We start from the raw sequence: 23,093 nt of genomic DNA on the forward strand, positions 1-23,093 counted from the left end.
GACTCCCATTGGGCCAAGCCCTAACTAAAACAGGATTACTCATGTCCTTTGCTTCCCTCGGTCTCTCCGAGGCTTTAGTCCGCGCCATCGAGGCAGCGGGCTATACCGAGCCTACTCCGGTGCAACAGCGGGCCATTCCCGCCGTGTTGCAAGGTCGCGACCTGATGGTCGCGGCTCAGACAGGTACTGGTAAAACCGGCGGCTTCGCCCTTCCGATTCTGGAGCGGTTGTTCCCCAACGGTCACCCGGACAAATCCCAGCGTCACGGCCCGCGCCAACCGCGCGTACTGGTCCTGACCCCTACCCGCGAACTCGCGGCTCAAGTACACGAGAGCTTCAAGGTCTATGCTCGTGACCTGAAGTTCGTCAGCGCCTGTATCTTCGGCGGCGTCGGCATGAACCCACAGGTTCAGGCCATGTCCCGCGGTGTTGACGTGCTGGTGGCCTGCCCCGGCCGCCTGCTCGACCTCGCCGGTCAAGGCAGCGTCGATTTGTCCCACGTGGAAATCCTCGTGCTGGACGAAGCCGACCGCATGCTCGACATGGGCTTCGTCCATGACGTGAAAAAGGTCCTCGCCCGTCTGCCGAGCAAACGCCAGAACCTGCTGTTCTCGGCGACGTTCTCCAAAGACATCACCGACCTCGCCGGCAAGCTGCTGCACAACCCGGAACGCATCGAAGTCACGCCGCCGAACACCACGGTCGAGCGTATCGAACAGCGCGTATTCCGTCTGGCCGCCAGCCACAAGCGTTCGCTGCTGGCGCACCTGATCACCGCTGGCGCCTGGGAACAGGTGCTGGTGTTCACCCGCACCAAGCACGGCGCCAACCGTCTGGCCGAGTACCTGGACAAACACGGCCTCAGCGCCGTTGCAATCCACGGTAACAAGAGCCAGAACGCTCGCACCAAAGCCCTGGCCGACTTCAAGGCTGGCGAAGTGCGCATCCTGGTCGCCACCGACATCGCCGCTCGCGGCCTGGACATCGATCAGTTGCCACACGTGGTCAACTTCGAATTGCCAAACGTCGACGAAGATTACGTTCACCGTATCGGTCGTACCGGCCGTGCCGGTCGTTCGGGCGAGGCGATCTCGCTGGTCGCTCCGGACGAAGAAAAGCTGCTGAAAAGCATCGAACGCATGACCAAGCAGAAGATTGCCGACGGCAACCTGATGGGCTTCGATTCCAGCGCTGTAGAAGCCGAGAAGCCTGAAGTCCGCGAGCGTCCGGATGTGCGTAACCCGCGCAACCCACGTGGCCCGCGCGGCGACGGTCCGAACGGCACTGGCGGTGGCGGCGGTCGTAAAGACAAGGGCAAGGACAAGGGCGGCAAGGAAAAAGCACCCGCTGCCACTGGCCGTGGTGATCGCCCGGCACGTGAACACAAGCCACGCGAAGGCACTCCGGCTCGCGAGCAACAGCGTCCAGCGCCACGCGCTGCTGCTGCAGACCGTGCTCCGGACGAGTTCCTGGACGACGATATCGATAACTTCGGTAACCGCGTCGACTACGTTCCTCAAGCCAAACCGGCTCAGGGCCGTGGTCGCCGTCCAGGTGCTCCGGCACAAGGCACGGCAGCTGGCGCAGGTGCTCCGCGCACCGGTGGCGGCAAGCCTCAGGGTCGTCAAAGCGGCCCACGCAGCAGCGATGGCGCCACCACCGGCACTCCACCGGCCAAGCGCAGCGGTCCACGCAATGGTGCTCCACGTGACGGCCAGGCCCGTCGCGAAGAGTCCCGCAACCGCCGCCCGGCTCGTGACGATCAGCCGCGTTCGGAACCGGCCGTGCAAAACCCGCGCGGCCCGGCACCGAAGATCATTCACAAGGAGTCGAAAACCGATCGTTTCCCGACTCCTGAGCAACTTGATCAACTGCCAGGCCGTCCACGCGGCGAGAAACCAGCCTTGCTGACCCGCAATCGCTGATTTAACGCAGCCATAAAAAATGCCCCTGATCGCGAGATCAGGGGCATTTTTTTATCCGCGGCGAAAGTTACTTCGCTTTCACACCTTCAAACGTCACGTACAGCTCGACCGCATCGGACTGTGGGCCCAGGTCTTTCTGCTTGCCGAAATCGGAGCGCTTGAGGTTGGTGGTGCCTTCGAAGCCAGCACGGTAGCCGCCCCATGGATCCTTGCCTTCACCCAGGAAAGTGGCCTTGACCACGATCGGCTTGGTCACGCCCGCGATAGTCAGGTTACCGCTCACGTCAGCAGTGTCTTTGCCAGCGGCGTTTTTGCCGGTGGATTTGACGCTGGTGGAAACAAACGTCGCTTTAGCGAATTTGCTCGCGTTCAGGAAATCACCGCTGGCGATGTGCTTGTCGCGCTCGGCGTTGTTGGTGAACACGCTGGCGGTGTTCACATTGAACTCGATCTTGCTGTCTTCTGGCTTGGCAGCATCGAAGCTGAACTTGCCGTCGATATCCTTGAAGGTACCGGTGATGAAGCTGTAGCCCAGGTGGCTGATCTTGAAGTCAACGAAGGCGTGCTGGCCTTCCTTGTCGACGACGTAGTCGGCCGCCATCACGTTGGCGGACAGCAGAGCAGAACCGATTGCCAGAGCGGCGAGAGTCTTTTTCAACATGCTTTCTATTCCTTTGGAGTCGAGGTTGAACGTCAAGCTTTGCGCCCCAGCATTCGAGTGAGGGTCGCATCACGATCGATAAAGTGGTGCTTCAGTGCTGCCAACGCATGGAGACCGGAAAAAATGACCAGCACCCACGCCAGATACAGATGAATCACACCCGCGGTGTCTGCCTGATCCGGTAGTCCGGAAATCAATGCAGGGACTTCAAACAGGCCAAACACCGGAATCCCGACACCTTCTGCGGTGGAAATCAGGTAACCGGCAATCATCACAGCAAACAGACTGAGATACAGGAACGAATGGCCGAACTTGGCGCCAAGGCGCGTCATGCGGCTATAGCTTTCAAGTGCGGGTGGTGGCGGGCTGATGAAACGCCACAGCACCCGCAGAACCATGACGGCTAACAACACCAGGCCAATGCTCTTGTGCAAGTCGGGCGCGTCTTTGCGCCAGACGCTGTAGTAGTCGAGACCGACCATCCACAAGCCCAACGCAAACAGACCGAAGACCGCCAACGCCACGCCCCAGTGCATGAAAATGCTGACCCAACCGTAGCGCGAAGAAGAATTACGTAGCTGCATTGCCCAAATCCTGTGAGAACTGCGACCAAGACTATCGAGTTATCTATCGAGTTAAAGCGGAAAATTTCGCTTTGAAATATCGAGAAATACGATCAAGAGTCTGTAAGCCCTGCGTTAAGGAAAGATTAACCTAAGGCATGCTCCTAGGTCGCGAACAGAAATTTCCCACACCAGTACCTCCTTTAGACGTAGCTCGCCGTCTGAAAAGACCTTGGAAAGGCCGTATACAGCCATCGAGTATGTAGGCCAAATCAGGATGAGATCATCCATTTTTCAACATCCCCGCTATCTAACAGATCTCTATCACTGCACTGCCTATCAGCTTCCTAGCCTGATCACTTAGCGTCGACTACTCTTCAGAAAAATTCACACCCAAGCGCTTTCAACTGACGTGACGGGTGATTTCTCTGGTGAATCAGAAAAAAATCATGGCAAGGAAACGAAATGCGATTTGATGGAGAGATAAGCGAACTAAAAATTAAGCTAGCCTCGTTACAACAAGCAGGCGAATGGAAAGCCGTCAATCCGAACCAATATCAGTTTAGAGCAAAAAACAAAGGAATCATGAACTGGTACCCATCCACCGGAAACATCACATTCCAAGGAGATACCGTCTCCGCAGAACAACTCGAAGCGTTGATTGAAGAACTATTAAGTAGTGGAATCAATGTTGAAAAAAACAAAGCCAAAGATACACTGATTGACGCAGAGGCAGCAGTAGCAAAACTATCAACGGAATCTATAGAAACGGGAACTTACTTCTTAGACGACTCGTATTCTGACTCCGAACTCGTAATAGGCCTGGTCGGAACAATCGGAACCAATCTTACGGAAGTTGCCGGACTAATCGAAGAACGTTTATTAAAGTTCAACTACACCACAGAACGTATAAAAATATCGACTGACGTAATCGCCACCATTGGTTCACCCTCTGCCAGCGAGGATGAGTTCGGCAGAATTAGCGCTTACATGGAGGAAGGAAATAATCTACGTAGAAATAGCAAAGACAATTCGATCCTCGCACTCGGGGCAGCAGCGAGAATCAATCTCCTACGTAAAAAGCAAGAAGCTCTTCGCAGAAAATCCTTTATTATCAACTCATTAAAAAATCCGGCAGAAGTTCAGCGTCTTCGTAAAATATACTCAAACGGTTTTTTTCTAATTGGCGTACACGCCGACCACACAAGAAGACACAACTACCTGACAAAAGATAAATCAATATCTGAAGAACAAGCATCAAAACTCATAGACAGGGATGCTGACGAACGCGATGATTATGGACAACACACTCGCGACACTTATCACCTATCCGATTTCTTCGTTGACTACAATGGAAACTCTGACTCACTTAAAAAGCAAATATGGAGAGTATTCGATCTACTCTTCGGAAAACCTTACATCACCCCCACATTTGATGAATACGCGATGTTTATGGCGTTCTCTGCCTCACTTAGATCAGCAGATCTGTCACGCCAAGTAGGCGCAGTGCTAACAAAAAACCAATGCATAATTTCTACCGGCGCCAATGACGTACCCAAAGCCCACGGTGGACTTTATTGGCCCGAGATAAACGAGGACACTCAAGAAATCGTCGATGCGAAAGACGGACGCGATTACATGAAAGGTGAAGATTCAAACGCCACACAAAAGCGCTTAATCATTGACAGCATTCTTGAGGTTATTCCATTAGAGTATAGGGATGAGCTTAGACCGCTGATAAAGCGCAGCAAAATTAAAGACATCACAGAATACGGGCGTGTTGTTCACGCAGAAATGGAAGCATTGCTTTCAAGTGCAAGATCAGGTGTAAGCACGTCTGGCAGCGACTTATACTGCACAACGTTTCCCTGTCACAATTGCGCCAAACATATCGTGGCAGCGGGAATAAAGAAGGTGATATATGTGGAACCCTATCCAAAGAGTAAAGCGCTAGACTTCCATTCCGATTCCATATCACTAAACCAACGCAGCAACAATGTCGTGTTTGCACCGTTCATCGGAGTTGGCCCTAGAAGCTTTTTTAACCTATTCTCTACGAATCTTGGTAGCGGTTATCCGGTAATAAGAAAATCTGATGACGGTCAAGCTCTTGACTGGAGTGAGGCGGATGCTAAATTACGCACCCAAATGCTGCCTTGCTCGTACATTGAACGCGAAACCATAGCTGCAACCCTTTTATCAAGGTACCTGGAGGAAAGCCAACATGACGCCCAACAAGGAAGAGTTTCTCAACCACCTAGCGGAGTCGCGCCGCACCGTTGAGCAATGGCCTTCTTGGAAGCAAGAAGCTCTTAAGGCATCCCCTCAGCAGAATGCCACCACCTCAATGCCGTCTAGACAGCAAAAAGAAAAGCGCTAGACACATTAAATTAACCAAAGGGCTCCCCTTTGGTTAATTCATAAAGTTGTGCCATCAAGCCATAAGCAAAAAATAATTACCGACCATCATTGTGAACATCACGTTTACCCCCTAGCAATCACTTCTGCGACAGACCTCTGCCTAATTTAAACTTATATAGTAGTTTTAAGGTACGTAATCCCAAAGCACTGGCATAAAAAAACGCGGCATTTCTGCCGCGTTCTTTTAGTCCCAAAGCTTACTGCGCTTTGGCATCCGCCACCGGAGTCGCAGCGGGCTTGGCCGCTACTTTCTTCGCTGGTTCAACCTTCTTCGCCGCGGCTTTTTTGGCCTCGGCTTTGGCCTGGGTTTTGGCCGCAGGTTTTTTCGCTGCAGCTTTGGCCGGGGCTTTTTTGGCCGGTTCGGCTTTCACCGGTGTCGCTGGTTTCGGTGCTTCGACCGGCGCGGCCGCTGGGGCCGGCGCAGGTGTTGGAGCCACTGCCGGTGCCGGAGCAACCGGAGCCACTGGCTCTGCCGCCTTGGCCAGTTCGGGTTTGTCGTCAGAACCACCGAACAGGTTGGTGAAGAAGTTACCTTTCTTCGCTGCCACTGCGCCGGCCGCCGCAGCGGTGGCTGCCGGTACAACTTTCGCCGGTTCAAACGACTTGCCGGCCGCCAGGTCTTCTACCTGACTGGCTGCCCGTTGACCGGTGCGCAATGCACCTTCCAGCGTCCCCGGGTACAAGGTGTCGGTGTGTTCGCCAGCGAACGCTACGCGTTGCAGCGGACGCTCCCACAGGCGCCAGTACTTGCTGATCTGGCCAGGGCCGAATGCCAGGTAAGCGCCACCCATGGAAGGGTCGGTGCTGTAGCGACGGATTTCATAACCGGTGAACGAACCGCGCGCCTCTGGATAAAAGGCGTGCAGACGAATCAGCACCTGATCGACCATCTGCTTGTCGCCGAAGGCCTGCATCACACGCGCGTTGTCGCCGGACAGGTTGATCACCACGTTGGCGCCGCCCTTCAGTGCCGGCTCAACCCACAACATGCCCAGACCGGCGTTGCTGTAGATCTCGCCGGTCATCCGCGCCTTGCTTTCCCACACTGGCGTCTTGAACTTCAGCATGATCTGGTCGCGCCAACCGTAGTTGGTGCCCTTGATCGCGCCCATGTGCTGGGTATCCAGCGATGGAGTCATCTGAATCTTGTTCAGTGCGCGCAATGGCACGGCCACGACGACGTAGTCAGCCTGATAGCTAACGCTGCCGACTTTGACGGTCACACCGTCCTTTTCCTGGGTGATCGCCGAAACCGGGGAGCTGGTCTTGATGGTTTTCAGTTGCTTGACGAAAGCCTGAGCCAACACCGGGCTGCCACCGAGCAGACGCGAAGCGCGCAGGTCACGGTCGGCAACGCCAAGGTAAACGCGGTTTTGCTGTGCGAAGTACAGCAACGACAGGCGCGACGGTTCGTCATAACGGGTACGAATCTGCTGATTCACCAACTGACGTGCCGTGGCCGGCAGATTCAGACGGTCGAGCCAGTTGGCCACGTTGATCTGGTCCAGGGCGAACAGTGTGCTGTTGGCTGCCGGGTTCTGCGGGTCTTCGATCGAGCGCGCCAGATTGTCCAGGGTCTTTTCGTAGCGCTTGAGCGCGTCGCTGGTGGCCGGTTGCTTGGTGGCCAGATCGGCGGCGGTGAAATACTCACCGTCAATCAGGTAACCCGGGGTCCGCACGAATTCAGGGGCCGGCGTGGTGCTCAGCTTGAAGGTCGATACGTACTTGTTCAGAACCGGTTGGGTCTTGTCGTTGCCGATCCACTCACTGGTGGCCATGCCGGAGCGACCGCCCAGGCTCGGTTTGGCTTCCAGCAGGGTGACCTGCCAGCCTTTGTTTTGCAGTTCGTAAGCCGCCGTGAGGCCAGACAGCCCTCCGCCGATCACGATCGCCGTTTTATCCTTGGCCAGCGCAGACACGCTGAACAGCCCCAACATCACCAGCGCACAGGCGCGCAGCCAACCAGCAGACATTCAGAGAACTCCGGAAATACACGTAGGAAATAACGGTTTTACGAGCCAGACGGCTCAAAGAACCGCGAAGAATACGTCAGCCATCAAAAGGCCGCCAGCGACGTCTATCCACCTATACAAAGTAGCTCAATCCACACAATAGGTTGTCCCCACGTCACGCATTGCATAGGCTTGCGCGATTGTTTGCCCGCGCACGTCGCGAGCCGCCTCGAGGAGACTGAAAATGGGCCTGAATAATCAGTGGATGCAACGCGATCTTGCGGTGTTGTGGCATCCCTGCACCCAGATGAAAGACCACGAACAGCTGCCGCTGATCCCGATCAAACGCGGTGAGGGCGTCTGGCTGGAAGACTTCGAAGGCAAACGCTACCTCGATGCCGTCAGTTCCTGGTGGGTCAACGTGTTCGGCCACGCCAACCCGCGGATCAACCAGCGCATCAAGGATCAGGTCGATCAGCTGGAGCACGTGATCCTCGCTGGTTTCAGCCATCAGCCAGTGATCGAGTTGTCCGAGCGTCTGGTGAAGATGACGCCAGAAGGCCTGACACGGTGCTTCTACGCCGATAACGGTTCGTCCTGCATCGAAGTCGCGCTGAAAATGAGCTTTCACTACTGGCTCAACCGCGGCCAGCCGAACAAGAAGCGCTTCGTCACCCTGACCAACAGCTACCACGGCGAAACCATGGCGGCGATGTCAGTGGGCGACGTGCCGCTGTTCACCGAAACCTACAAGGCGCTGCTGCTGGATACCATCAAGGTGCCGAGCCCCGATTGCTACCTGCGCCCGGAAGGCATGAGCTGGGAAGAACATTCGCGCAACATGTTCGCTGCCATGGAACAAACCCTGGCCGAGAACCACGACACCGTCGCCGCAGTGATCGTCGAGCCGCTGATCCAGGGCGCCGGCGGCATGCGCATGTACCACCCGGTGTACCTGAAATTGCTGCGCGAAGCCTGCGACCGCTATGGCGTGCACCTGATTCACGACGAAATCGCCGTCGGCTTCGGCCGCACCGGGACGATGTTCGCCTGCGAACAAGCCGGCATCCGCCCGGACTTCCTCTGCTTGTCCAAAGCCCTGACCGGCGGTTATCTGCCGCTGGCGGCCTGCGTCACCACCGAAGACGTCTACAGCGCGTTCTACGACGACTACCCGACCCTGCGCGCCTTCCTGCATTCCCACAGCTACACCGGCAATCCGCTGGCGTGCGCGGCGGCATTGGCGACTTTGGATATCTTCGAAGAAGACAACGTTATCGAGAACAACAAGGCCTTGGCCCAGCGCATGGCCAGCGCCACCGCGCATCTGGCCGATCACCCGAACGTTTCGGAAGTGCGCCAGACCGGCATGGTGCTGGCCATCGAGATGGTCAAGGACAAGGCCACCAAGGAAGCTTATCCGTGGCAGGAACGTCGCGGCTTGAAAGTGTTCCAGCATGCGTTGGAGCGTGGTGCTTTACTTCGACCGTTGGGCAGCGTGGTGTACTTCCTGCCGCCGTACGTGATCACGCCTGAGCAGATCGACTTTCTGGCCGAAGTGGCCAGCGAAGGCATCGACATCGCGACTCGCGATAGCGTCAGTGTTTCGGTGCCGAAGGACTTCCACCCGGGCTTCCGCGATCCGGGCTAAAAGTCACTAAATCCCCTGTGGCGAGGGAGCTTGCTCCCGCTGGACTGCGCAGCAGTCCCCTTCTTTCTAGGTATAAACGGGGCCGCTCCGCGACCCAGCGGGAGCAAGCTCCCTCGCCACAAAAGCGGTTCCGATCCAATTTTTCAGAGACCCAGCATGAGACTGTCCCGCTTCTTTATCGACGCCCCCTTGAGCACTGGCGAACACGAGTTGCCCGAGGCCCAGGCCCATTACATCAGTCGCGTGCTGCGCATGGCCGAGGGTGATGCGCTGCAACTGTTCGACGGTTCGGGCCATGAGTTTCGCGCCACGCTGGTGGAGGTCGGCAAGAAGCGCGTCGTCGTGCAGATCGATGAAAGCTTCGCCGGGCAGGTCGAGTCGTCCTTGTCGATCCATCTCGGCCAGGGCTTGTCCCGTGGCGAGCGGATGGATTGGGCGATTCAGAAAGCCACTGAATTGGGCGTCACTGAAATCACCCCGATCTTCAGCGACCGCTGTGAAGTCCGACTCAAGGACGAACGCGCCGACAAACGCCTGATGCACTGGCGCCAGGTGGCGATCAGCGCGTGCGAGCAATGCGGGCGTTCACGGGTGCCGGTGATTCATCCGCCGCTGCTGTTGGCGGATTGGTTGAAGCAGACTCAAGCAGAATTGAAGTTGGTGCTGCATCCGGTGGCCGAGCCATTGGTAAGTCATGCGAAACCAGCGACGCTGGCGTTTTTGATCGGCCCGGAAGGCGGGTTGTCCGACGCTGAGGTTGATCAGGCCAAGAGTACCGGGTTCCATGCTGCTCGCCTTGGGCCTCGGGTGTTGCGGACAGAGACCGCGCCGGTAGTTGCGCTTTCGGTTGCCCAACAGTTGTGGGGTGACTTCTAGGGCCCTATCGTCGGAACGCCGCCCGGAGCAAGCTCGCTCCCACAGGGGTATGCATTCCAAAGTGGGAGCGTGCAAGGATCAAGAGGTGATTACTGCACCGGATCACTCACCGGTTTGGCGATGATTGCTTTCAGCTCGCTGGTCATCGGGAATTCCAGGTTCAGGCCTTTAGGCGGAATCGGTTGCTGGAACCAGCGCTGATAGATGCCGTTGATCTCGCCCGAACTGTACAGATCGGCAAGGGTCGAGTTCACCAACTGAAGAAACTGCGGATCATCCTTGCGCACCATGCAGCTGTAGATTTCCCGCGACTGCTCCTCCCCCACCACAACCCAGTTATGCGGATCACGGGCCTTGGCGCGTTCGCCGTAAAGCAGCGCGTCATCCATATAGAACGCCGCCGCCCGACCTGACTGCAACATCTGGAAGGCTTCGCCGTGGTCCTTGGCGCTGATCACGAACATATCGATCTTGTGGTCGATGTTGTAGCTCTTCAGAAACCGTTCGTTGGTGGTGCCTGCGGTGGTCACGACGTTCTTGCCGCGCAGGTCGGCGAAGCTTTTGATGCCGCTGTCCTTCGCCGTGAGCAACTGCCCCTTCACGTAGATGAACCCATAAGAAAACGCCACTTGCTGCATGCGCTCGGCGGTCACGCCGGTGGAGCCGCATTCAAGGTCGACCGTGCCGTTCTGCACCAGTGGAATGCGTGTTTGCGAGGTCACCAGGTTGTACTTCACTTGCAGATCCGGCAGCTCAAGCTTTTGCTTGATGCGCTCGACAATCTTGCTCGCCAGGTCCACCGAATAGCCCATCGGCTGCCCCGTGTGATCACCGACGTAGGAGAACGGCACCGACGCGTCGCGATAACCCAGGGTGATGCTCTTGGCATTGGCGACCTTGCTCAGCGTGCCGGTCAGTGGCGCTTCGTTGGCATGGACCTGACTGGCGAGCAGCAGGCCGAGGGTGCAGCCGATCAACGTGATTTTTTGCATTGTTATTCTCCGTTGTGGGTCAGTTAATTAGCGTCGCGCGGCGATCACGGTGATTTCCACCAGCACCTCTGGACGGGCCAGTTGCGCCTGCAACGTAGTGCGGGTCGGCGCTTTGCCCGGTGACAGCCACTGCGACCAGACCTCGTTCATGGCGGCAAAGTCGCGGCCAATGTCGTTCAGGTAAATAGTTGCGTTGAGCAGATGATCCTTGTCGCTGCCAGCTTCGGCCAACAACGCATCGATCTTCGCCAGCACTTCGGCGGTCTGGCCGGTGACGTCGGGGCTGTCACCCGGCACCTGTCCCGAGAGAAACACCAGATCGCCAAAGGTCACCGCGCCAGAGAGGCGGCTGTTGCTGTTGATTCGGTTGATGTTCATCGGTGTTTCCTTTTCAAGTCAGGCGACGCGGGGGGCGAGGCCCTGCATTTCGATTGAAGGTGCGCGCCGGGCGATTAATTCGCTGAGCAACCGGGCGCTGCCACAGGCCAGGGTAAAACCCAGGGCGCCATGGCCGAGGTTGAGCCAGAGATTGCGGTACGCCGTGGCCCCAATCAACGGCACGCCGCTGGGGGTGGCCGGGCGCATGCCGGCCCATTCGATGGCGGCATCGTAATCGCCAGCATTGGGCAAGGTTTCCTGCGCCTGGCGCTTGATCAGCGCCAGCCGTTTGGGATCGATCGCCGGGTCGAAACCGACAATGTCGACCATCGCCGCCACGCGCAGTTGTTCACCGATGCGGGCGTAAACGATCTTGCGGTTGTAATCGGTGATGCTCAGCTCCGGCGCACGATGTTCGGCGCGGATCGGCAAGGTCAGGCTGTAGCCCTTGAGCGGATACAGCGGCAGGTTCATGCCCGGCAGCGCCAGCGCCGGACTGCGATGACCGGCGGCAATCACCAGTTGTTCGACCGGCAGCACTTGCGAACCCATTTCGACAGCCCGCACCGCGCCGTCCGCGTGGCGAATGCCGGTGACCTTGCGGCCGAGCAAAAACTCGCAACGCCCCGACGCCTGGAGCCGAGCCAACAGTTGCTGGCAGAAAGCATGGCAATCGGCGACTTCTTCGTCAGGGGTATAAATCGCGCCCACAAACGGCGCCTCGGCGAGTGCAGGCTCCAGTTGCGCGCATTCGGCCCGCGACAGCACGTGCTGCTGTTGCGGATCGGCGAGGCCATGGCGAGCGTGTTCAAAACTCGCGGTTTCACGAAACGTCACCAGTTTGCCGTTGCGCCGCCAGTCGAAACCGTCGAGACGGTCTTCGTCGCGCCAGCCTTGCAGCGTGGCCTGGCTCAGCAGAGCCAGACGCAGCAGGTGCGCGCCGTTGCGCTGATTCACCGAACGGCGGCAGGCCGCCAGGAAGGACGCCATCCAGCGCCATTGCGCCGGGTCCAGACGCGGGCGCAGCTTCAACGGCGAGTCACCGCGCAGCATCCAGCCAAGCGCCTGCAACGGTACGCCGGCATCGGCCAGCGGCGCGACGTATCGGTAGGACAACTGGCCGCCGTTGGCGAAACTGGTCTCGCTGCCCAGCGAGTCCCGGGCCTCGATCAGCGTCACATCGATGCCGTCGCGAACCAGTGCGTAAGCCGTCGTCAGCCCGATGACGCCGCCACCGATAATGCAAACCCGCTGAGCCATGTCTGTCCTTAACCGTTGTTGAAACAGGCTTCAGGTTAGGACCAGGTGACAGGCGTTGAACAATGCTTAAAGATGCCTGACCCATAAACAAAGGTTATGGACTTGCCATGCGACTGCGACACATCGAGATTTTCCAGGCCATTCGCCAGACCGGTTCGGTCAGTGGCGCCGCACAGTTGCTGCACGTGTCGCAACCGGCGGTGAGCAAAGTGCTGCAACACGCCGAGCAGCAACTGGGCTTTCCGTTGTTCCTGCGGGTGCGCGGTAAATTGCAGGCCACGCCCGAAGCGCTGGAGCTTGAGCGCGAAGTCGACAAGGTCACCGAAAGCCTGCAAGGCGTCCGCCGTCTGGCCCAGAGCCTGCGGCGCGAGCCGGGTCGCAGCGTACGGATCGGCGCGATCCCGGCGCTGGCCCTGTCGCTGCTGCCGCCGGCCATCAACGAGTGGACGCAACGCTACCCGGACATCGTCTGCGAACTGTCCAGCGCCCATAGCCGTGAGCTGATGCAGAATTTGTTGATGCGCGAAGTGGATGTCGCACTGACCTTGCAGCCGCCGGATCATCCGGGCCTGAAGGCGCAAGCCCTGGCCTGCGGGGTTTTGGTGGCGCTGGCGCCGCTGGGTTATTGGGCCGACGACGCCCTGGGCCAACCGTTACCGTTGAGCGAACTGGCGGGCGCGCCGCTGATCGGCCTGTCCAGCGCCGACCCGCTGGCAGCCCGGCTCGACAGCTACCTTGAGGCGGTCGATCCGCCGCCACGGGTTCGCATCGCCGTGCAGACCTATTCGCTGGCGCGGGCGATGGTTGAATCCGGTGCCGGGCTGGCGGTGATCGATCCGTTTACCGCACTCGGCGCGTCCCCCACCGCCACGGCGATTCGTCCTCTGGCGCCAGCACTACCGATCACCCTGTACGCGGTGACCCGCGCCGATGAACCGCCGCCCCACACCTTGAGCGACTTGTTGCAGGTGTTCAGCCGACGGGCGCAGGCGCAACTGGATCGCTTGATCCCTTAGAGGCTTCAAAGGACATAAAACAGAATCGCCACGAAGTGCAGCAAACTCCCGGCGATCACGAACAGGTGCCAGATCCCGTGGGCATGGCGCAAACGACTGTCCAGCGCAAAAAAGATAATGCCCACGGTGTACAACACGCCGCCCGACGCCAGCCAGGCGAAACCTGTGCTGCCCAACGCCGCCAGCAACGGCTTGACCGCCACCAGCACGATCCAGCCCATCACCGCATAGATGACGATCGACAAAATCCGCGCTTCGGAACGCGGTTTGATCTCTTGCAGGATGCCGATCAGCGCCAGCCCCCAGACAATCCCGAACAGCGTCCAGCCCCACGGCCCACGTAGCGTCACAAGACAGAACGGCGTGTAGCTGCCGGCAATCAGCAGATAGATCGAAAAGTGATCGACCTTCTGCATGATCGCTTTCTTGCGCCCGCGCACGCTGTGGTAAACGGTCGACGCGCTGTAAAGCACCAGCAAGGTGAACCCGTAAATCGCCACACTGACGATCTTCCACGGACTGCCGTCCATGCTGGCGATTACCAGCATCCACACCACCCCGACCACCGCTGCCACCGCCCCGACCAGATGCGTCCAGGCGTTCAATCTTTCCCCGTGATACATGTGTTGCTCACCTCAAAATTCACTGCAACATTGCGCAAACTGTAGGCGCTGTCGAGTGAAACGAGGCTGCGATCTTTTGATCTTGCTTTTAAAAAGATCAAAAGATCGCAGCCTCGTTTCACTCGACAGCTGCTACAAAAGATCGCATGAGTGCACAATCGATCCATTCGAATAAGAGTCTGCACCATGCTGATCGATGAAGAGTTGACCCTGAAAAAACTCGAGGTGTTCCTGGCCTTCATGCGCACCGGCAACCTGGCCCGGGCCGCCGCCGAATTGCAGACCAGCAATGTCAGCGTGCACCGGGCAATCCATTCCCTGGAAAGCGCCCTGCGCTGCCCGCTGTTCAAGCACGAAGGCCGCAATCTCACGCCGCTGGAAAGCGCTTATGTGCTGGAAGAACGCGCGCAGAAGCTGATTCAGGACGTGGTCGAAACCGTGCGCCTGACCCGCGAAGCGGCCGGGTTCTCCGCCGAGCGTTTCAAGCTGGGCTCGCTGTATTCGCTGACGGTGAAAACGGTGCCGCAGCTGATCATGGGCCTGAAGATCCGCCGCAGCGAACTCAACATCGACCTGATCCTCGGCTCGAACTTCGACTTGCTCTACAAGCTCAAGAACATGGAAGTCGACGCGATCCTGGTGTCGCTGGACGAGAGCGTCAACGACCCGGACTGCGAGCAGATTCCGCTGTTTTCCGACGACATCTTTCTCGCCACACCGGCGGATTCAAAGTTTGCCCAACGGACCGAAGTCGACCTTGCCGAAGTGCGCGACGAGACATTCATTACGCTGACCCAGGGCTTTGCCACGCACCAGGACGGTAATCGGGTGTTCAAGCAGGCGGGGTTCGAACCGAAGGTGGCGATGCAGGTCAACGACATCTTCACCCTGCTGAGCATGGTCAGCTCAGGCGTGGGTTATGCGTTGCTGCCGGGGCGGATTGCGGCGGTGTATGAGAACCGGGTGAAGCTGATTCCGCTGCAGGAAAAGTATCGGTTGCAGCAGCACATTGGGGTGGTGTTCTTGAAGGCCAAGGAGCGGGATCCGAATCTGTTGGCGTTGCTGGCGGAGTGTCGGATGTACGCCAATCGTAATGCTGTGGTGTGACGAAGAACCACCCCTCACCCCAGCCCTCTCCCCAGAGGGGAGAGGGAGCCGACCGAGTTGTTCTTTCAAGCTACATCGACCTGAAATATCGAGTCGAACTCAGGTTTTGAAAGGCCCCCAATCTGCTCCCTTTCCCCCTCTCCCCCGTGGGGAGAGGGCTGGGGTGAGGGGTGGTTTTTGAGTCCTACCCCACAATCCCGCGAACAATGAAGTACAGCAGCGAAGGCCCAAGCAAGCACCCAAGCCCGGTGTGGAACGTCGCCGTCAACGCGCCATAAGGCACCAACCGCCGATCCGTCGCCGCCAACCCGGCCGTCACACCGCTCACCGTCCCGGCCAACCCACCAAACACCATCGCCGAGCGCGGGTTATCCAGCCCCATCCATTTCGCGGCCATCGGCGTGCCGACCATTACGAAAATTGCCTTGATCAACCCGGTGGCAATCGACAACGCCACCACATCGGAACTCGCACCAATCGCCGCACCGGTCACCGGCCCGACGATGTAGGTCACCGCGCCCGCGCCGATGGTGGTCATGCTGATCGCATCGCGATAACCGAACACCCAGGCCATGCTCGCGCCGACAATGAACGGCAGGATGGTGCCCAGCAGCAGCGCAATCACACCGATCAAACCGGCCTTCTTCGCTTCGGTGGCTTGCACTTCAAACGCCGTGGCGACGATCGCAAAGTCCCGCAGCATGGCGCCGCCCATCAACCCGATGCCGGAGAACAACGACAAGTCCGCCAAGCCTTTTTGCCCGCCGGTCATGGTGCCGCCAACCCAGGCCAGAACAAGCCCGATGACGATGGCAATCGCCGAACCGTGAATCCGTCCGTACGTCAGGCGCTTGGACAGCACCACCGACACCCACATGATCACGCCAACGAATGCGAACGCCGTGACCAGACCGTTATGTTCCAGGCCTTTCTCGATGAGATCCCACATATCAGCGGCCTCCTACTGGTGTGCCGACCGGCGTTATGTCCGCCGGTTCATCGGGCAACGGTTCGCCTTTGTGAGTCCGGCTGATCAGCGCAATGGTGCAACCGCAGATCACCACCGAACCGATCGCCGCCAGCACCGCCACCGGGCCACCGTGCAGGGCGGTGACGACGTTCTGTTGCGCGGCCATCGCGACCACGACGGGAATGTACATGGCGCCCCAGAAGCCGACGCCCATCTCGCAATCCTTGGTCATGCCGCCGTGTTTATGCATCCACAAACGTGCGCAGATCAGCAGGATCATCGCGATCCCGACACCGCCAACGTTGGATTTCACGCCCAGCAACACGCCGAGCATGTCGCCCACGATCACCCCTGCCAGCGTACAAATCGCCAACAGCGCCACACCGTAAATAATCATTGTTGTTGTCCTCAAAGTGCATCGTCGAATGTTGTTTTTGTTGTTCGAAGGCCTGAGTGGTCTAGGGTTGGCGGCTTCCCTCCTCACGCAACAGCGCCTGCAAGGTATCGAGCCGCGCACCGTCGAAGGCAATCACGGTGCCCTGCTCGAACACCCGGCGCGCCAGCCCGGTCAGCACCGCACCGGGCGGCAGTTCGATCTGTAGACGTACGCCACGCTCGTAGGCGCTTTGTACCGTGCCGCGCCAATCCACCACGCGGCACATGTTGAACGCCAGGTCGTCGCGCAAGGCTTCAGTGTTGATAACGGGCCGGGCGCGACTGCCGCTCAGGTAGCCCAGCGTCGGTGTTTTCAGCTGCACCTTGGCGAAGGCTTCGGCCAGGGTTTTCGCAGGTGTTTCCAGCAGCGGGCAGTGGGACGGCACGCTGACGGCCAGACGTTTGGCCAGGCCTGCACCGCGACCTTTCGCCAACTCGGCGACGGCTTTCATCGCGCCATCGCTGCCGGCAATCACCACCTGGTTATCGGCGTTGATGTTGGCCAGGTAAACCGGCGTTTCGTCGCTGTGAACCTGCGTCAGCAAACCTTCCACCGTGGCCAGGTCCAGACCGATGATTGCCGTCATTCCATAGCCTTGTGGATAAGCCTGTTGCATCAACTCACCGCGCAGGCTGACCAGATGCAGCGCATCGCTGAAGTTCAAGGCGCCGGCGACCACCGCTGCCGGGTAGGCGCCGATGGACAATCCCGCCACGTAATCCGGCGCCATTAATAACTGGCGTGAAGCCGCGACGCCGGCGATCAACAGGCAGAGCTGAACGGCCCTTGTCGACTTCAACGACTCGGCGGAATCCAGCAGCAATGTATCTTCGCCAAGCACTTCACTCGCCTCGATCACTGTTTCCCGAGGCAAACGATGGAGCATGCCCGGCTGCTGCGCGCCCTGGCCGGGAAACACCAGCAAACTGCTCACGCTGCTTGCTCCTGCGGGTTCCACGGATCAATCACCAGAACAGCTTGGCTCGCATTTTTCAGCAAAACCCGACGTGCAGAGCTGGCCCATTCGCGCAAGGCGACGGCGCCGAATGGAGTCTGCAACTGCATGTCCACCTGGCAGACAGCAGCATCAAGAATCTTCACCAGTTCCTGCGCCTGTACACGACCCAACGGCTGCGGTGTACGCAGAATCAAGTCGAGATCACTGCCCTCATGCAACGCCTGAAAACCGCTGGCCAATTCAAACCCGGCGCTGCCGCTGACACCCCACACCCACTCACAGGAATCGAGCATCGGCCGCAGTTGATTGAGGGCGCGTACTGCCGGCAAATCCCGATCAATCGAGACATGACAAAGCGCTTCCGGCCGTACGTGACGCTGAATCGCATCGACCGACATCACCGTTGCATAACGCTGCTCACGCAAACGCCCACGCACGCCGACCGCGATGTGATCCGCCGCGCTCAACGCACGCCGAACCACCACCGGTTGACCCGCACTGATCGACTCGATCACCCACGAAGGTGCATCCGCAGGCAACTGCTCCGGGGTCATCCCCCAGAGCAGGTCGTGGGCCAGAAGCGTATTCACCACTGCTCTCTCAGCAATTGGCGAACCTGGCTCGACGCCGCACGGTTACTCGCGCCCAAGCGACTGCTCAGGTCTCGGCCACTGGTGGCGACATCGCCAATCGCCTGGCTCAGGCATTCAGTCACCCGCGTGAGATCCGCCGCCGTCGGCTGCTCGATCTGTTCCACCGACAAAGTTTCCCAGAGCAACCCAAGGCTCGCGTAGCTGTCGATGTCATACGCCATCGGCGGCACGCTGGCGGCCAAGGCTTCGAGTTCTTCAACACTGCGCAAGGTCACCCGCGCCGCCGACGCCTTGCCCATCGCATGCACCATCACGCCAGGATCGCGCAGCGCAATCAGCCGATTGGCCTGGTACCCATGAGCCAGAAACGCCCCGGACATCGCCTTGCCCACCAGCAAACCAATCACTGCATGGCCGGCCAGTCGGGCGCGGGCATAACTGTCGGCGGCACCGGCCAAGGCCTGATGAATGCCAAGCGCTTCTTCACGCCGACCGTAGGCCTGGCTCGGCACATCGACGATGGCGATCACGGCGCGTTTCTGCGGTTTATCCAGATCGGCTGCGATGACTTCATCCACAGCCTTCGCCAAACCCCAACCTTCCAGCAAACCGACCTCGCCATTGCGGGCGCGGACGAAACGGTTGTCAGGATCAGCCACCACCGCGATAAAGCGAACGGGTCGGTCACCCAATACACCGTCGGCAACCTTCAATGAAGCGGGCAAACCATCAATCGGTTTTGTGCCCGCACTCAAGGCGTTGAACCAGTTCAAACCTCTCAGGGAATACGAACTCATGAGCGCTCTCCTTGATACAGATCGCGAACCGTTGACGGCTCGATTTGCGGCTCGGCGTCCAGACGGGCCAAGCGTTGCAGGAACAATTCGGCCTGACGGCTGCGTTGCTGTTCCGGCAAACCTTGCTTAAGCAATTCGCTGACCTGCTGCTGAACCTGCGCCACGTCGTCAGCGACAAAACGATCCACCAAACCGCTGGCGAAACGTTGCTCTCCACCGGTCAGGCTCCAGATGAAGGGACGATCACGGGAGTCATATTCCTCAAGCCCGGCTTCCTGTTCGATCACTTGCGGACCGTTGAGGCCAAGCCGCGCTTCCTGAGTCACCAGCAAATAACTGCACAACCCGGCAGCAATCGACATCCCGCCAAAGCAACCCACGCTGCCCGCCACCACGCCAACCACTGGCTGGTATTGGCGCAGATCGACAATCGCCGCATGAATATCGGCAATCGCCGCCAGCCCGAGGTTGGCTTCCTGCAAGCGCACGCCACCAGTTTCCAGCAGCAATACGGCGCGAGTGGGAATGCCCTTGCGGTTGTCTTCGGCGGCCAGCTCCAGCGCACCGGCAATTTTCGCCCCGCCGACCTCACCGAGGCTGCCGCCCTGAAATGCACCTTCGATGGCGGCGATCACCACCGGCAAACCGTCGATGCTGCCCTTGGCGATCACCACGCCGTCATCCGCTTGCGGCACCACACCCTGGCGCGACAGCCACGGCGACATGACGCGTTGAAACGGGTCGAGCAATTCGCGGAAGGTGCCGGCGTCGAGCAAGGCTTTTGCCCGTTGCCGGGCGCCGAGTTCGACGAAGCTGTGCTTCTGGAGGAGATCAGTCATGGCCGATCTCCTCAAAGCCTTGTTCCAGACGCAAGCGCACCACGCCCGGCGTCGCGCCGAAATCGTGGATATCGATCGCCATCGCCGGCGGTGTCTGACCGTCGAACATCCGCGCGAACAGATGCTGCCAGCGTTGTTCGGCGCCGTTGACCGAGGTCTGCACCTTGATCGTCAGTTTGCCGGCCTGACCCGGTTCGATCAGCACTTCCAGGTCGCCCGAGCCGACACAACCCACCAGCGTTCGGCCGCGTGGTGGCTGCCCGGCGGGGAATTCAAAAGATAAGGTTTCCATCAGAAAGCTCCGGACTCGATGCGGTCGATAAACAGGCAGGCGGCGAGCAAATCCGCTGCACCACCGGGCGACGCATTCAATGCGATTAATTGTTCGTCCAATTCGTGCAAACGGCGGCGACCGGCGAGGCTGGCGCTGCCGCCCGCATCGAGCACGGCTTGGGCGCCGAGCTGCATGGTCTGCAGGCCTTGTTCGCCTGCGCGGTACAGCACGCAGGTGTCGGCCAGATCCGTCATGATCGCCAGCAAGGCATCGAGCCGGGCGTTCTGCTCGCCATCGCCGGCAGCGCGGCTGCGTTTGAGTTGCGGCAACGCCCGTTGAATCACTGCCGGGAAACCAAGCTGGGCTTCTTCACGGGCACCACGAGCGCCGTAACGCTGGGCGACTTGCGCGCCGTGGCTCAGAGGACGCGGCGCGTAACGGTCGTCGAGCAAAGCCAGACGTGCAGCGCGCAAAGTGATGGAGCCTGCGCCAGTGGATTCAGGTTCCAATGCAGCCGCCGCGACCAACAAACCCAAGGCCCAGATGGCGCCGCGATGGGCATTCACCCCACCCGTGGTGGCGAGCATCACTTCCTCGCCTTCACGACCGATCAGGCCAATGGCTTCGCGCAGCGGCAAACAGACCTCGCCGAATTCAATGGCGGCCTCCGCCATTTCCTTGAACGCAGGCCACAGGCACAGCGCCGAGGCGTGCATCAGCCCGAGGTGCAAATCGGTGTGCGCGCCATTGCCGCGACGGTCGACCAGCGCCGGTTTCGGCGACAGGTCCGCTTCGTCGATCAGCGCGTCCACGGCCAGATCCGCCAGGCGCTCGGCCAACGACAGGGTTTTCGGTTGCAGGTTAAATGCGTGCATTACCAGCTCCTGAACTTGGCGGGCGGGTTATAGAGGCCACCGGACCACTCCACCAGATCAGCCACGCTTTTGGCGGCGAGCAATTCGCGGGTGGCGTCGGTGCGGCGGATGCCGAGGTCTTCGGGCAAGGCGATCAGACCTTCGCGGCGCATGCGCGCGGTGTCTTTCGGGTTGTGGCGCAGGCCGATCACGGTGACTCCGGCCACGGCCGCGATCATCGCCTGACGTTCTTCCAGCGAACGCGCCTTGTAGAGATAGGCGATGCCTTCTTCGGTCAGCAAGTGAGTGACGTCATCGCCGTAGATCATGATCGGTGCCAGCGGCATGCCACTTTTCTTCGCCACTTCCACGGCGTCGAGGGTTTCGACAAAGGTCGGTTTGCCGCCCTCCTGGAAGGTCTCGACCATTTGCACCACGAGTTTCTTGCCCCGCTCCAGCAGCGCTTCGGGCGCATCGTCGTGGCGCATATCGAGCCAGGCTGGGGTGCCGTGGCGGCGACCGCGTGGGTCATGGCCCATGTTCGGCGCACCACCGAAACCGGCCAGGCGTCCGCGCGTCACAGTGGAGGAATGGCCGTCGCCGTCGACTTGCAGCGTCGCACCGATGAACAGGTCCACCGCGTATTGCCCGGCCAGTTGGCAGAACATTCGATTGGAACGCAGAGAGCCATCGCGGCCGGTGAAGAACACGTCGGGCCGAGCGGCGATGTAGTTTTCCATGCCCAGTTCGGTGCCGAAGCAATGCACGCTTTCGACCCAGCCGCTTTCGATGGCCGGGATCAGGGTTGGATGCGGATTGAGCGTCCAGTTGCGGCAGATTTTGCCCTTCAGGCCGAGGGATTCGCCGTAGGTTGGCAGGATCAGTTCGATGGCGGCGGTGTTGAATCCGATGCCGTGGTTCAGGGACTGGACGTTGTGTTTTTCGTAGATCCCGCGGATCGCCATCATTGCCATCAGCACATGCACAGGCTTGATGTGGCGCGGGTCGCGGGTGAACAGTGGCTCGATGTAGAACGGCTTGTCGGCCACCACCACGAAGTCGACCCATGAGGCCGGGATGTCGACGCGAGGCAACTCGCTGACGTCGTCCACCAGTTGATTGACCTGAACGATGACGATGCCGTCGCTGAAGGCGGCCGGTTCGATCAAGGCGGGTGTGTCTTCGGTGCTCGGGCCGGTGTAGATGTTGCCGGCGCGGTCAGCCATGAAACCGGCCGAGAGCACGACGTTGGGAATCAGGTCGACCACCAGTCGCGCATAGAGCTCGATGTAGGTGTGGATCGCGCCGATTTCCAGCAGGCCGTCTTCCAGCAACTGGCTGATGCGCAGGCTCTGGGTGCCGGCGAAAGAGAAGTCGAGCTTGCGGGCGATGCCACGTTCAAACAGGTCCAGGTGCTCGGAGCGTCCGACGCTGGGCATGATCATGTGCAGGTCATGCAGCTTTGCCGGATCGGCCTTGGCCAGGGAGCGGGACAGGAAATCCGCCTGCTTCTGGTTATTGCCCTCCAGCACCACACGGTCGCCGGGCAGGATCAAGGCCTCCAGCGCCGCAACGATTTTGTCGGAGGGCAAGACCACACCGTCGGCGAAACCCCGTACCAGCTCGAGACGCCGCTGCTTTTCGCTGCGCCGCCGCGTCCATCGCGAGTCGGGGGATATTGTTGTTGTCATGACCACTCCACGGGTTCGCTGTCGTGGGAGTCACCTTAGGAGTGTTGGGTGGGGGGCATCAATCAAGCAGAGAGACGGATCGTTACGGTCAGGGTAATGGTTGGTCTGGTTTTCTTTTGTGTCAGTTAGATTCACCCCTCACCCTAACCCTCTCCCCAGAGGGTAGAGGGGACTGACCGAGGTGTTTGTGCTGAATGCTGCGACCTGAAATTCCTGAGTCGAATTCAGGACCTGAAAAGCATGAAGATCTGCTCCC

The 23,093-nt window shown here is 59.3% G+C and carries 22 protein-coding genes; 6 read left to right on the forward strand and 16 right to left on the reverse strand.

The genetic code is table 11. The annotated features are described in order from the left end of the window. Window positions 1-41 precede the first annotated feature (41 nt). The gene (gene rhlE2, locus QF010_RS11290; protein WP_033060423.1) at window positions 42-1,925 is read left to right on the forward strand and encodes an RNA helicase RhlE2; all 1,884 of its coding nucleotides are present in this window, start codon (window positions 42-44) and stop codon (window positions 1,923-1,925) included. A 67-nt stretch (window positions 1,926-1,992) separates the two neighbouring features. On the opposite strand, the gene QF010_RS11295 is transcribed toward rhlE2, so the two are convergent. Further along, the gene (locus QF010_RS11295) at window positions 1,993-2,586 is read right to left on the reverse strand and encodes a YceI family protein (RefSeq protein WP_033060424.1); all 594 of its coding nucleotides are present in this window, start codon (window positions 2,584-2,586) and stop codon (window positions 1,993-1,995) included. A 32-nt stretch (window positions 2,587-2,618) separates the two neighbouring features. Continuing rightward, window positions 2,619-3,170, reverse strand: coding sequence for a cytochrome b (locus QF010_RS11300; protein ID WP_033060425.1), 552 nt, complete (start codon window positions 3,168-3,170; stop codon window positions 2,619-2,621). A gap of 444 nt (window positions 3,171-3,614) precedes the next feature. Between QF010_RS11300 and QF010_RS11305 the strand changes: the two genes are divergently transcribed. Further along, window positions 3,615-5,432 carry an anti-phage dCTP deaminase gene (locus QF010_RS11305; protein ID WP_429533136.1) on the forward strand — a complete coding sequence of 606 codons (1,818 nt, stop codon included), beginning with the start codon at window positions 3,615-3,617 and terminating at the stop codon, window positions 5,430-5,432. 335 nt (window positions 5,433-5,767) lie between these two features. Here QF010_RS11305 and QF010_RS11310 read toward each other — a convergent pair whose 3' ends face one another. Continuing rightward, window positions 5,768-7,543 carry a flavin monoamine oxidase family protein gene (locus QF010_RS11310; protein WP_429533137.1) on the reverse strand — a complete coding sequence of 592 codons (1,776 nt, stop codon included), beginning with the start codon at window positions 7,541-7,543 and terminating at the stop codon, window positions 5,768-5,770. Window positions 7,544-7,766: 223 nt separating this feature from the next. Here QF010_RS11310 and QF010_RS11315 point away from each other — a divergent pair, with 223 nt between their 5' ends. Then, window positions 7,767-9,173: an adenosylmethionine--8-amino-7-oxononanoate transaminase gene (locus QF010_RS11315; protein ID WP_033060427.1), complete on the forward strand. Its 1,407-nt coding sequence runs from the start codon at window positions 7,767-7,769 to the stop codon at window positions 9,171-9,173. Window positions 9,174-9,329: 156 nt separating this feature from the next. Next, a complete protein-coding gene (locus QF010_RS11320) occupies window positions 9,330-10,049 on the forward strand; it encodes a 16S rRNA (uracil(1498)-N(3))-methyltransferase (protein ID WP_033060428.1) in 720 nt (239 codons plus the stop codon). Between the two features lie 89 nt (window positions 10,050-10,138). Here the strand turns inward: QF010_RS11320 and QF010_RS11325 are convergent, their stop codons facing one another. Genes QF010_RS11325 through QF010_RS11335 form a run of 3 tightly spaced genes read right to left on the reverse strand, consistent with a single transcriptional unit; the run spans window position 10,139 to window position 12,679 of the window. Beyond that, window positions 10,139-11,041, reverse strand: a complete 903-nt coding sequence (locus tag QF010_RS11325; RefSeq protein ID WP_429533138.1) for a transporter substrate-binding domain-containing protein — start codon at window positions 11,039-11,041, stop codon at window positions 10,139-10,141. A gap of 27 nt (window positions 11,042-11,068) precedes the next feature. After that, entirely contained in the window at window positions 11,069-11,419 is a 351-nt protein-coding gene (locus QF010_RS11330; protein ID WP_429533139.1) for a RidA family protein, read from the reverse strand. Between the two features lie 18 nt (window positions 11,420-11,437). Next, window positions 11,438-12,679, reverse strand: a complete 1,242-nt coding sequence (locus tag QF010_RS11335) for a D-amino acid dehydrogenase (RefSeq protein ID WP_033060431.1) — start codon at window positions 12,677-12,679, stop codon at window positions 11,438-11,440. Between the two features lie 107 nt (window positions 12,680-12,786). Between QF010_RS11335 and QF010_RS11340 the strand changes: the two genes are divergently transcribed. Then, the gene (locus tag QF010_RS11340) at window positions 12,787-13,695 is read left to right on the forward strand and encodes a LysR family transcriptional regulator (RefSeq protein WP_033060433.1); all 909 of its coding nucleotides are present in this window, start codon (window positions 12,787-12,789) and stop codon (window positions 13,693-13,695) included. Window positions 13,696-13,700: 5 nt separating this feature from the next. On the opposite strand, the gene trhA is transcribed toward QF010_RS11340, so the two are convergent. Next, window positions 13,701-14,318 carry a PAQR family membrane homeostasis protein TrhA gene (trhA, locus tag QF010_RS11345; protein ID WP_033060434.1) on the reverse strand — a complete coding sequence of 206 codons (618 nt, stop codon included), beginning with the start codon at window positions 14,316-14,318 and terminating at the stop codon, window positions 13,701-13,703. Window positions 14,319-14,504: 186 nt separating this feature from the next. On the opposite strand from trhA, the gene QF010_RS11350 reads away from it, so the two are divergent. Then, window positions 14,505-15,425, forward strand: coding sequence for a LysR family transcriptional regulator (locus QF010_RS11350; RefSeq protein ID WP_150658390.1), 921 nt, complete (start codon window positions 14,505-14,507; stop codon window positions 15,423-15,425). Between the two features lie 184 nt (window positions 15,426-15,609). Here QF010_RS11350 and madM read toward each other — a convergent pair whose 3' ends face one another. From madM to mdcA, 9 genes are all read right to left on the reverse strand, one after another. After that, complete coding sequence (gene madM, locus QF010_RS11355) at window positions 15,610-16,374, reverse strand: malonate transporter subunit MadM (protein ID WP_033060438.1); 765 nt, start codon at window positions 16,372-16,374, stop codon at window positions 15,610-15,612. Between the two features lies 1 nt (window position 16,375). Next, a complete protein-coding gene (madL, locus tag QF010_RS11360; protein ID WP_033060440.1) occupies window positions 16,376-16,792 on the reverse strand; it encodes a malonate transporter subunit MadL in 417 nt (138 codons plus the stop codon). A 61-nt stretch (window positions 16,793-16,853) separates the two neighbouring features. Continuing rightward, complete coding sequence (gene mdcH / locus QF010_RS11365) at window positions 16,854-17,765, reverse strand: malonate decarboxylase subunit epsilon (RefSeq protein ID WP_429533140.1); 912 nt, start codon at window positions 17,763-17,765, stop codon at window positions 16,854-16,856. Beyond that, complete coding sequence (locus QF010_RS11370) at window positions 17,762-18,382, reverse strand: malonate decarboxylase holo-ACP synthase (RefSeq protein WP_429533141.1); 621 nt, start codon at window positions 18,380-18,382, stop codon at window positions 17,762-17,764. Before QF010_RS11370 ends, mdcH begins: the two co-directional genes overlap by 4 nt. After that, entirely contained in the window at window positions 18,376-19,179 is an 804-nt protein-coding gene (gene mdcE, locus QF010_RS11375; protein ID WP_429533142.1) for a biotin-independent malonate decarboxylase subunit gamma, read from the reverse strand. Before mdcE ends, QF010_RS11370 begins: the two co-directional genes overlap by 7 nt. Continuing rightward, the gene (locus QF010_RS11380) at window positions 19,176-20,018 is read right to left on the reverse strand and encodes a biotin-independent malonate decarboxylase subunit beta (RefSeq protein WP_429511687.1); all 843 of its coding nucleotides are present in this window, start codon (window positions 20,016-20,018) and stop codon (window positions 19,176-19,178) included. Before QF010_RS11380 ends, mdcE begins: the two co-directional genes overlap by 4 nt. Further along, entirely contained in the window at window positions 20,011-20,310 is a 300-nt protein-coding gene (locus QF010_RS11385; RefSeq protein ID WP_008026217.1) for a malonate decarboxylase subunit delta, read from the reverse strand. The genes QF010_RS11380 and QF010_RS11385 overlap by 8 nt, the downstream gene beginning before the upstream one ends. Continuing rightward, the gene (locus QF010_RS11390; protein WP_429533143.1) at window positions 20,310-21,167 is read right to left on the reverse strand and encodes a triphosphoribosyl-dephospho-CoA synthase; all 858 of its coding nucleotides are present in this window, start codon (window positions 21,165-21,167) and stop codon (window positions 20,310-20,312) included. Before QF010_RS11390 ends, QF010_RS11385 begins: the two co-directional genes overlap by 1 nt. Next, window positions 21,167-22,837, reverse strand: a complete 1,671-nt coding sequence (mdcA, locus tag QF010_RS11395) for a malonate decarboxylase subunit alpha (RefSeq protein ID WP_429533144.1) — start codon at window positions 22,835-22,837, stop codon at window positions 21,167-21,169. The genes QF010_RS11390 and mdcA overlap by 1 nt, the downstream gene beginning before the upstream one ends. Between the last annotated feature and the right edge of the window lie 256 nt (window positions 22,838-23,093).

The sequence above is a fragment of the Pseudomonas silensiensis genome, assembly GCF_050434865.1.
GTDB classification, from domain to species: domain Bacteria; phylum Pseudomonadota; class Gammaproteobacteria; order Pseudomonadales; family Pseudomonadaceae; genus Aquipseudomonas; species Aquipseudomonas fluorescens_W.

Bases quoted from the DNA above. Each gene is read 5' to 3' on its own strand.
- madM (WP_033060438.1), bottom strand. From the start codon at position 16,374: ATGTGGGATCTCATCGAGAAAGGCCTGGAACATAACGGTCTGGTCACG.
- QF010_RS11305 (WP_429533136.1), top strand. From the start codon at position 3,615: ATGCGATTTGATGGAGAGATAAGCGAACTAAAAATTAAGCTAGCCTCG.
- QF010_RS11350 (WP_150658390.1), top strand. From the start codon at position 14,505: ATGCTGATCGATGAAGAGTTGACCCTGAAAAAACTCGAGGTGTTCCTG.
- QF010_RS11380 (WP_429511687.1), bottom strand. From the start codon at position 20,018: ATGACTGATCTCCTCCAGAAGCACAGCTTCGTCGAACTCGGCGCCCGG.
- QF010_RS11315 (WP_033060427.1), top strand. From the start codon at position 7,767: ATGGGCCTGAATAATCAGTGGATGCAACGCGATCTTGCGGTGTTGTGG.
- QF010_RS11295 (WP_033060424.1), bottom strand. From the start codon at position 2,586: ATGTTGAAAAAGACTCTCGCCGCTCTGGCAATCGGTTCTGCTCTGCTG.
- QF010_RS11310 (WP_429533137.1), bottom strand. From the start codon at position 7,543: ATGTCTGCTGGTTGGCTGCGCGCCTGTGCGCTGGTGATGTTGGGGCTG.
- rhlE2 (WP_033060423.1), top strand. From the start codon at position 42: ATGTCCTTTGCTTCCCTCGGTCTCTCCGAGGCTTTAGTCCGCGCCATC.
- QF010_RS11385 (WP_008026217.1), bottom strand. From the start codon at position 20,310: ATGGAAACCTTATCTTTTGAATTCCCCGCCGGGCAGCCACCACGCGGC.
- mdcA (WP_429533144.1), bottom strand. From the start codon at position 22,837: ATGACAACAACAATATCCCCCGACTCGCGATGGACGCGGCGGCGCAGC.
- QF010_RS11335 (WP_033060431.1), bottom strand. From the start codon at position 12,679: ATGGCTCAGCGGGTTTGCATTATCGGTGGCGGCGTCATCGGGCTGACG.
- QF010_RS11300 (WP_033060425.1), bottom strand. From the start codon at position 3,170: ATGCAGCTACGTAATTCTTCTTCGCGCTACGGTTGGGTCAGCATTTTC.
- QF010_RS11320 (WP_033060428.1), top strand. From the start codon at position 9,330: ATGAGACTGTCCCGCTTCTTTATCGACGCCCCCTTGAGCACTGGCGAA.
- QF010_RS11390 (WP_429533143.1), bottom strand. From the start codon at position 21,167: ATGCACGCATTTAACCTGCAACCGAAAACCCTGTCGTTGGCCGAGCGC.
- trhA (WP_033060434.1), bottom strand. From the start codon at position 14,318: ATGTATCACGGGGAAAGATTGAACGCCTGGACGCATCTGGTCGGGGCG.
- QF010_RS11325 (WP_429533138.1), bottom strand. From the start codon at position 11,041: ATGCAAAAAATCACGTTGATCGGCTGCACCCTCGGCCTGCTGCTCGCC.
- mdcE (WP_429533142.1), bottom strand. From the start codon at position 19,179: ATGAGTTCGTATTCCCTGAGAGGTTTGAACTGGTTCAACGCCTTGAGT.
- QF010_RS11330 (WP_429533139.1), bottom strand. From the start codon at position 11,419: ATGAACATCAACCGAATCAACAGCAACAGCCGCCTCTCTGGCGCGGTG.
- madL (WP_033060440.1), bottom strand. From the start codon at position 16,792: ATGATTATTTACGGTGTGGCGCTGTTGGCGATTTGTACGCTGGCAGGG.
- QF010_RS11340 (WP_033060433.1), top strand. From the start codon at position 12,787: ATGCGACTGCGACACATCGAGATTTTCCAGGCCATTCGCCAGACCGGT.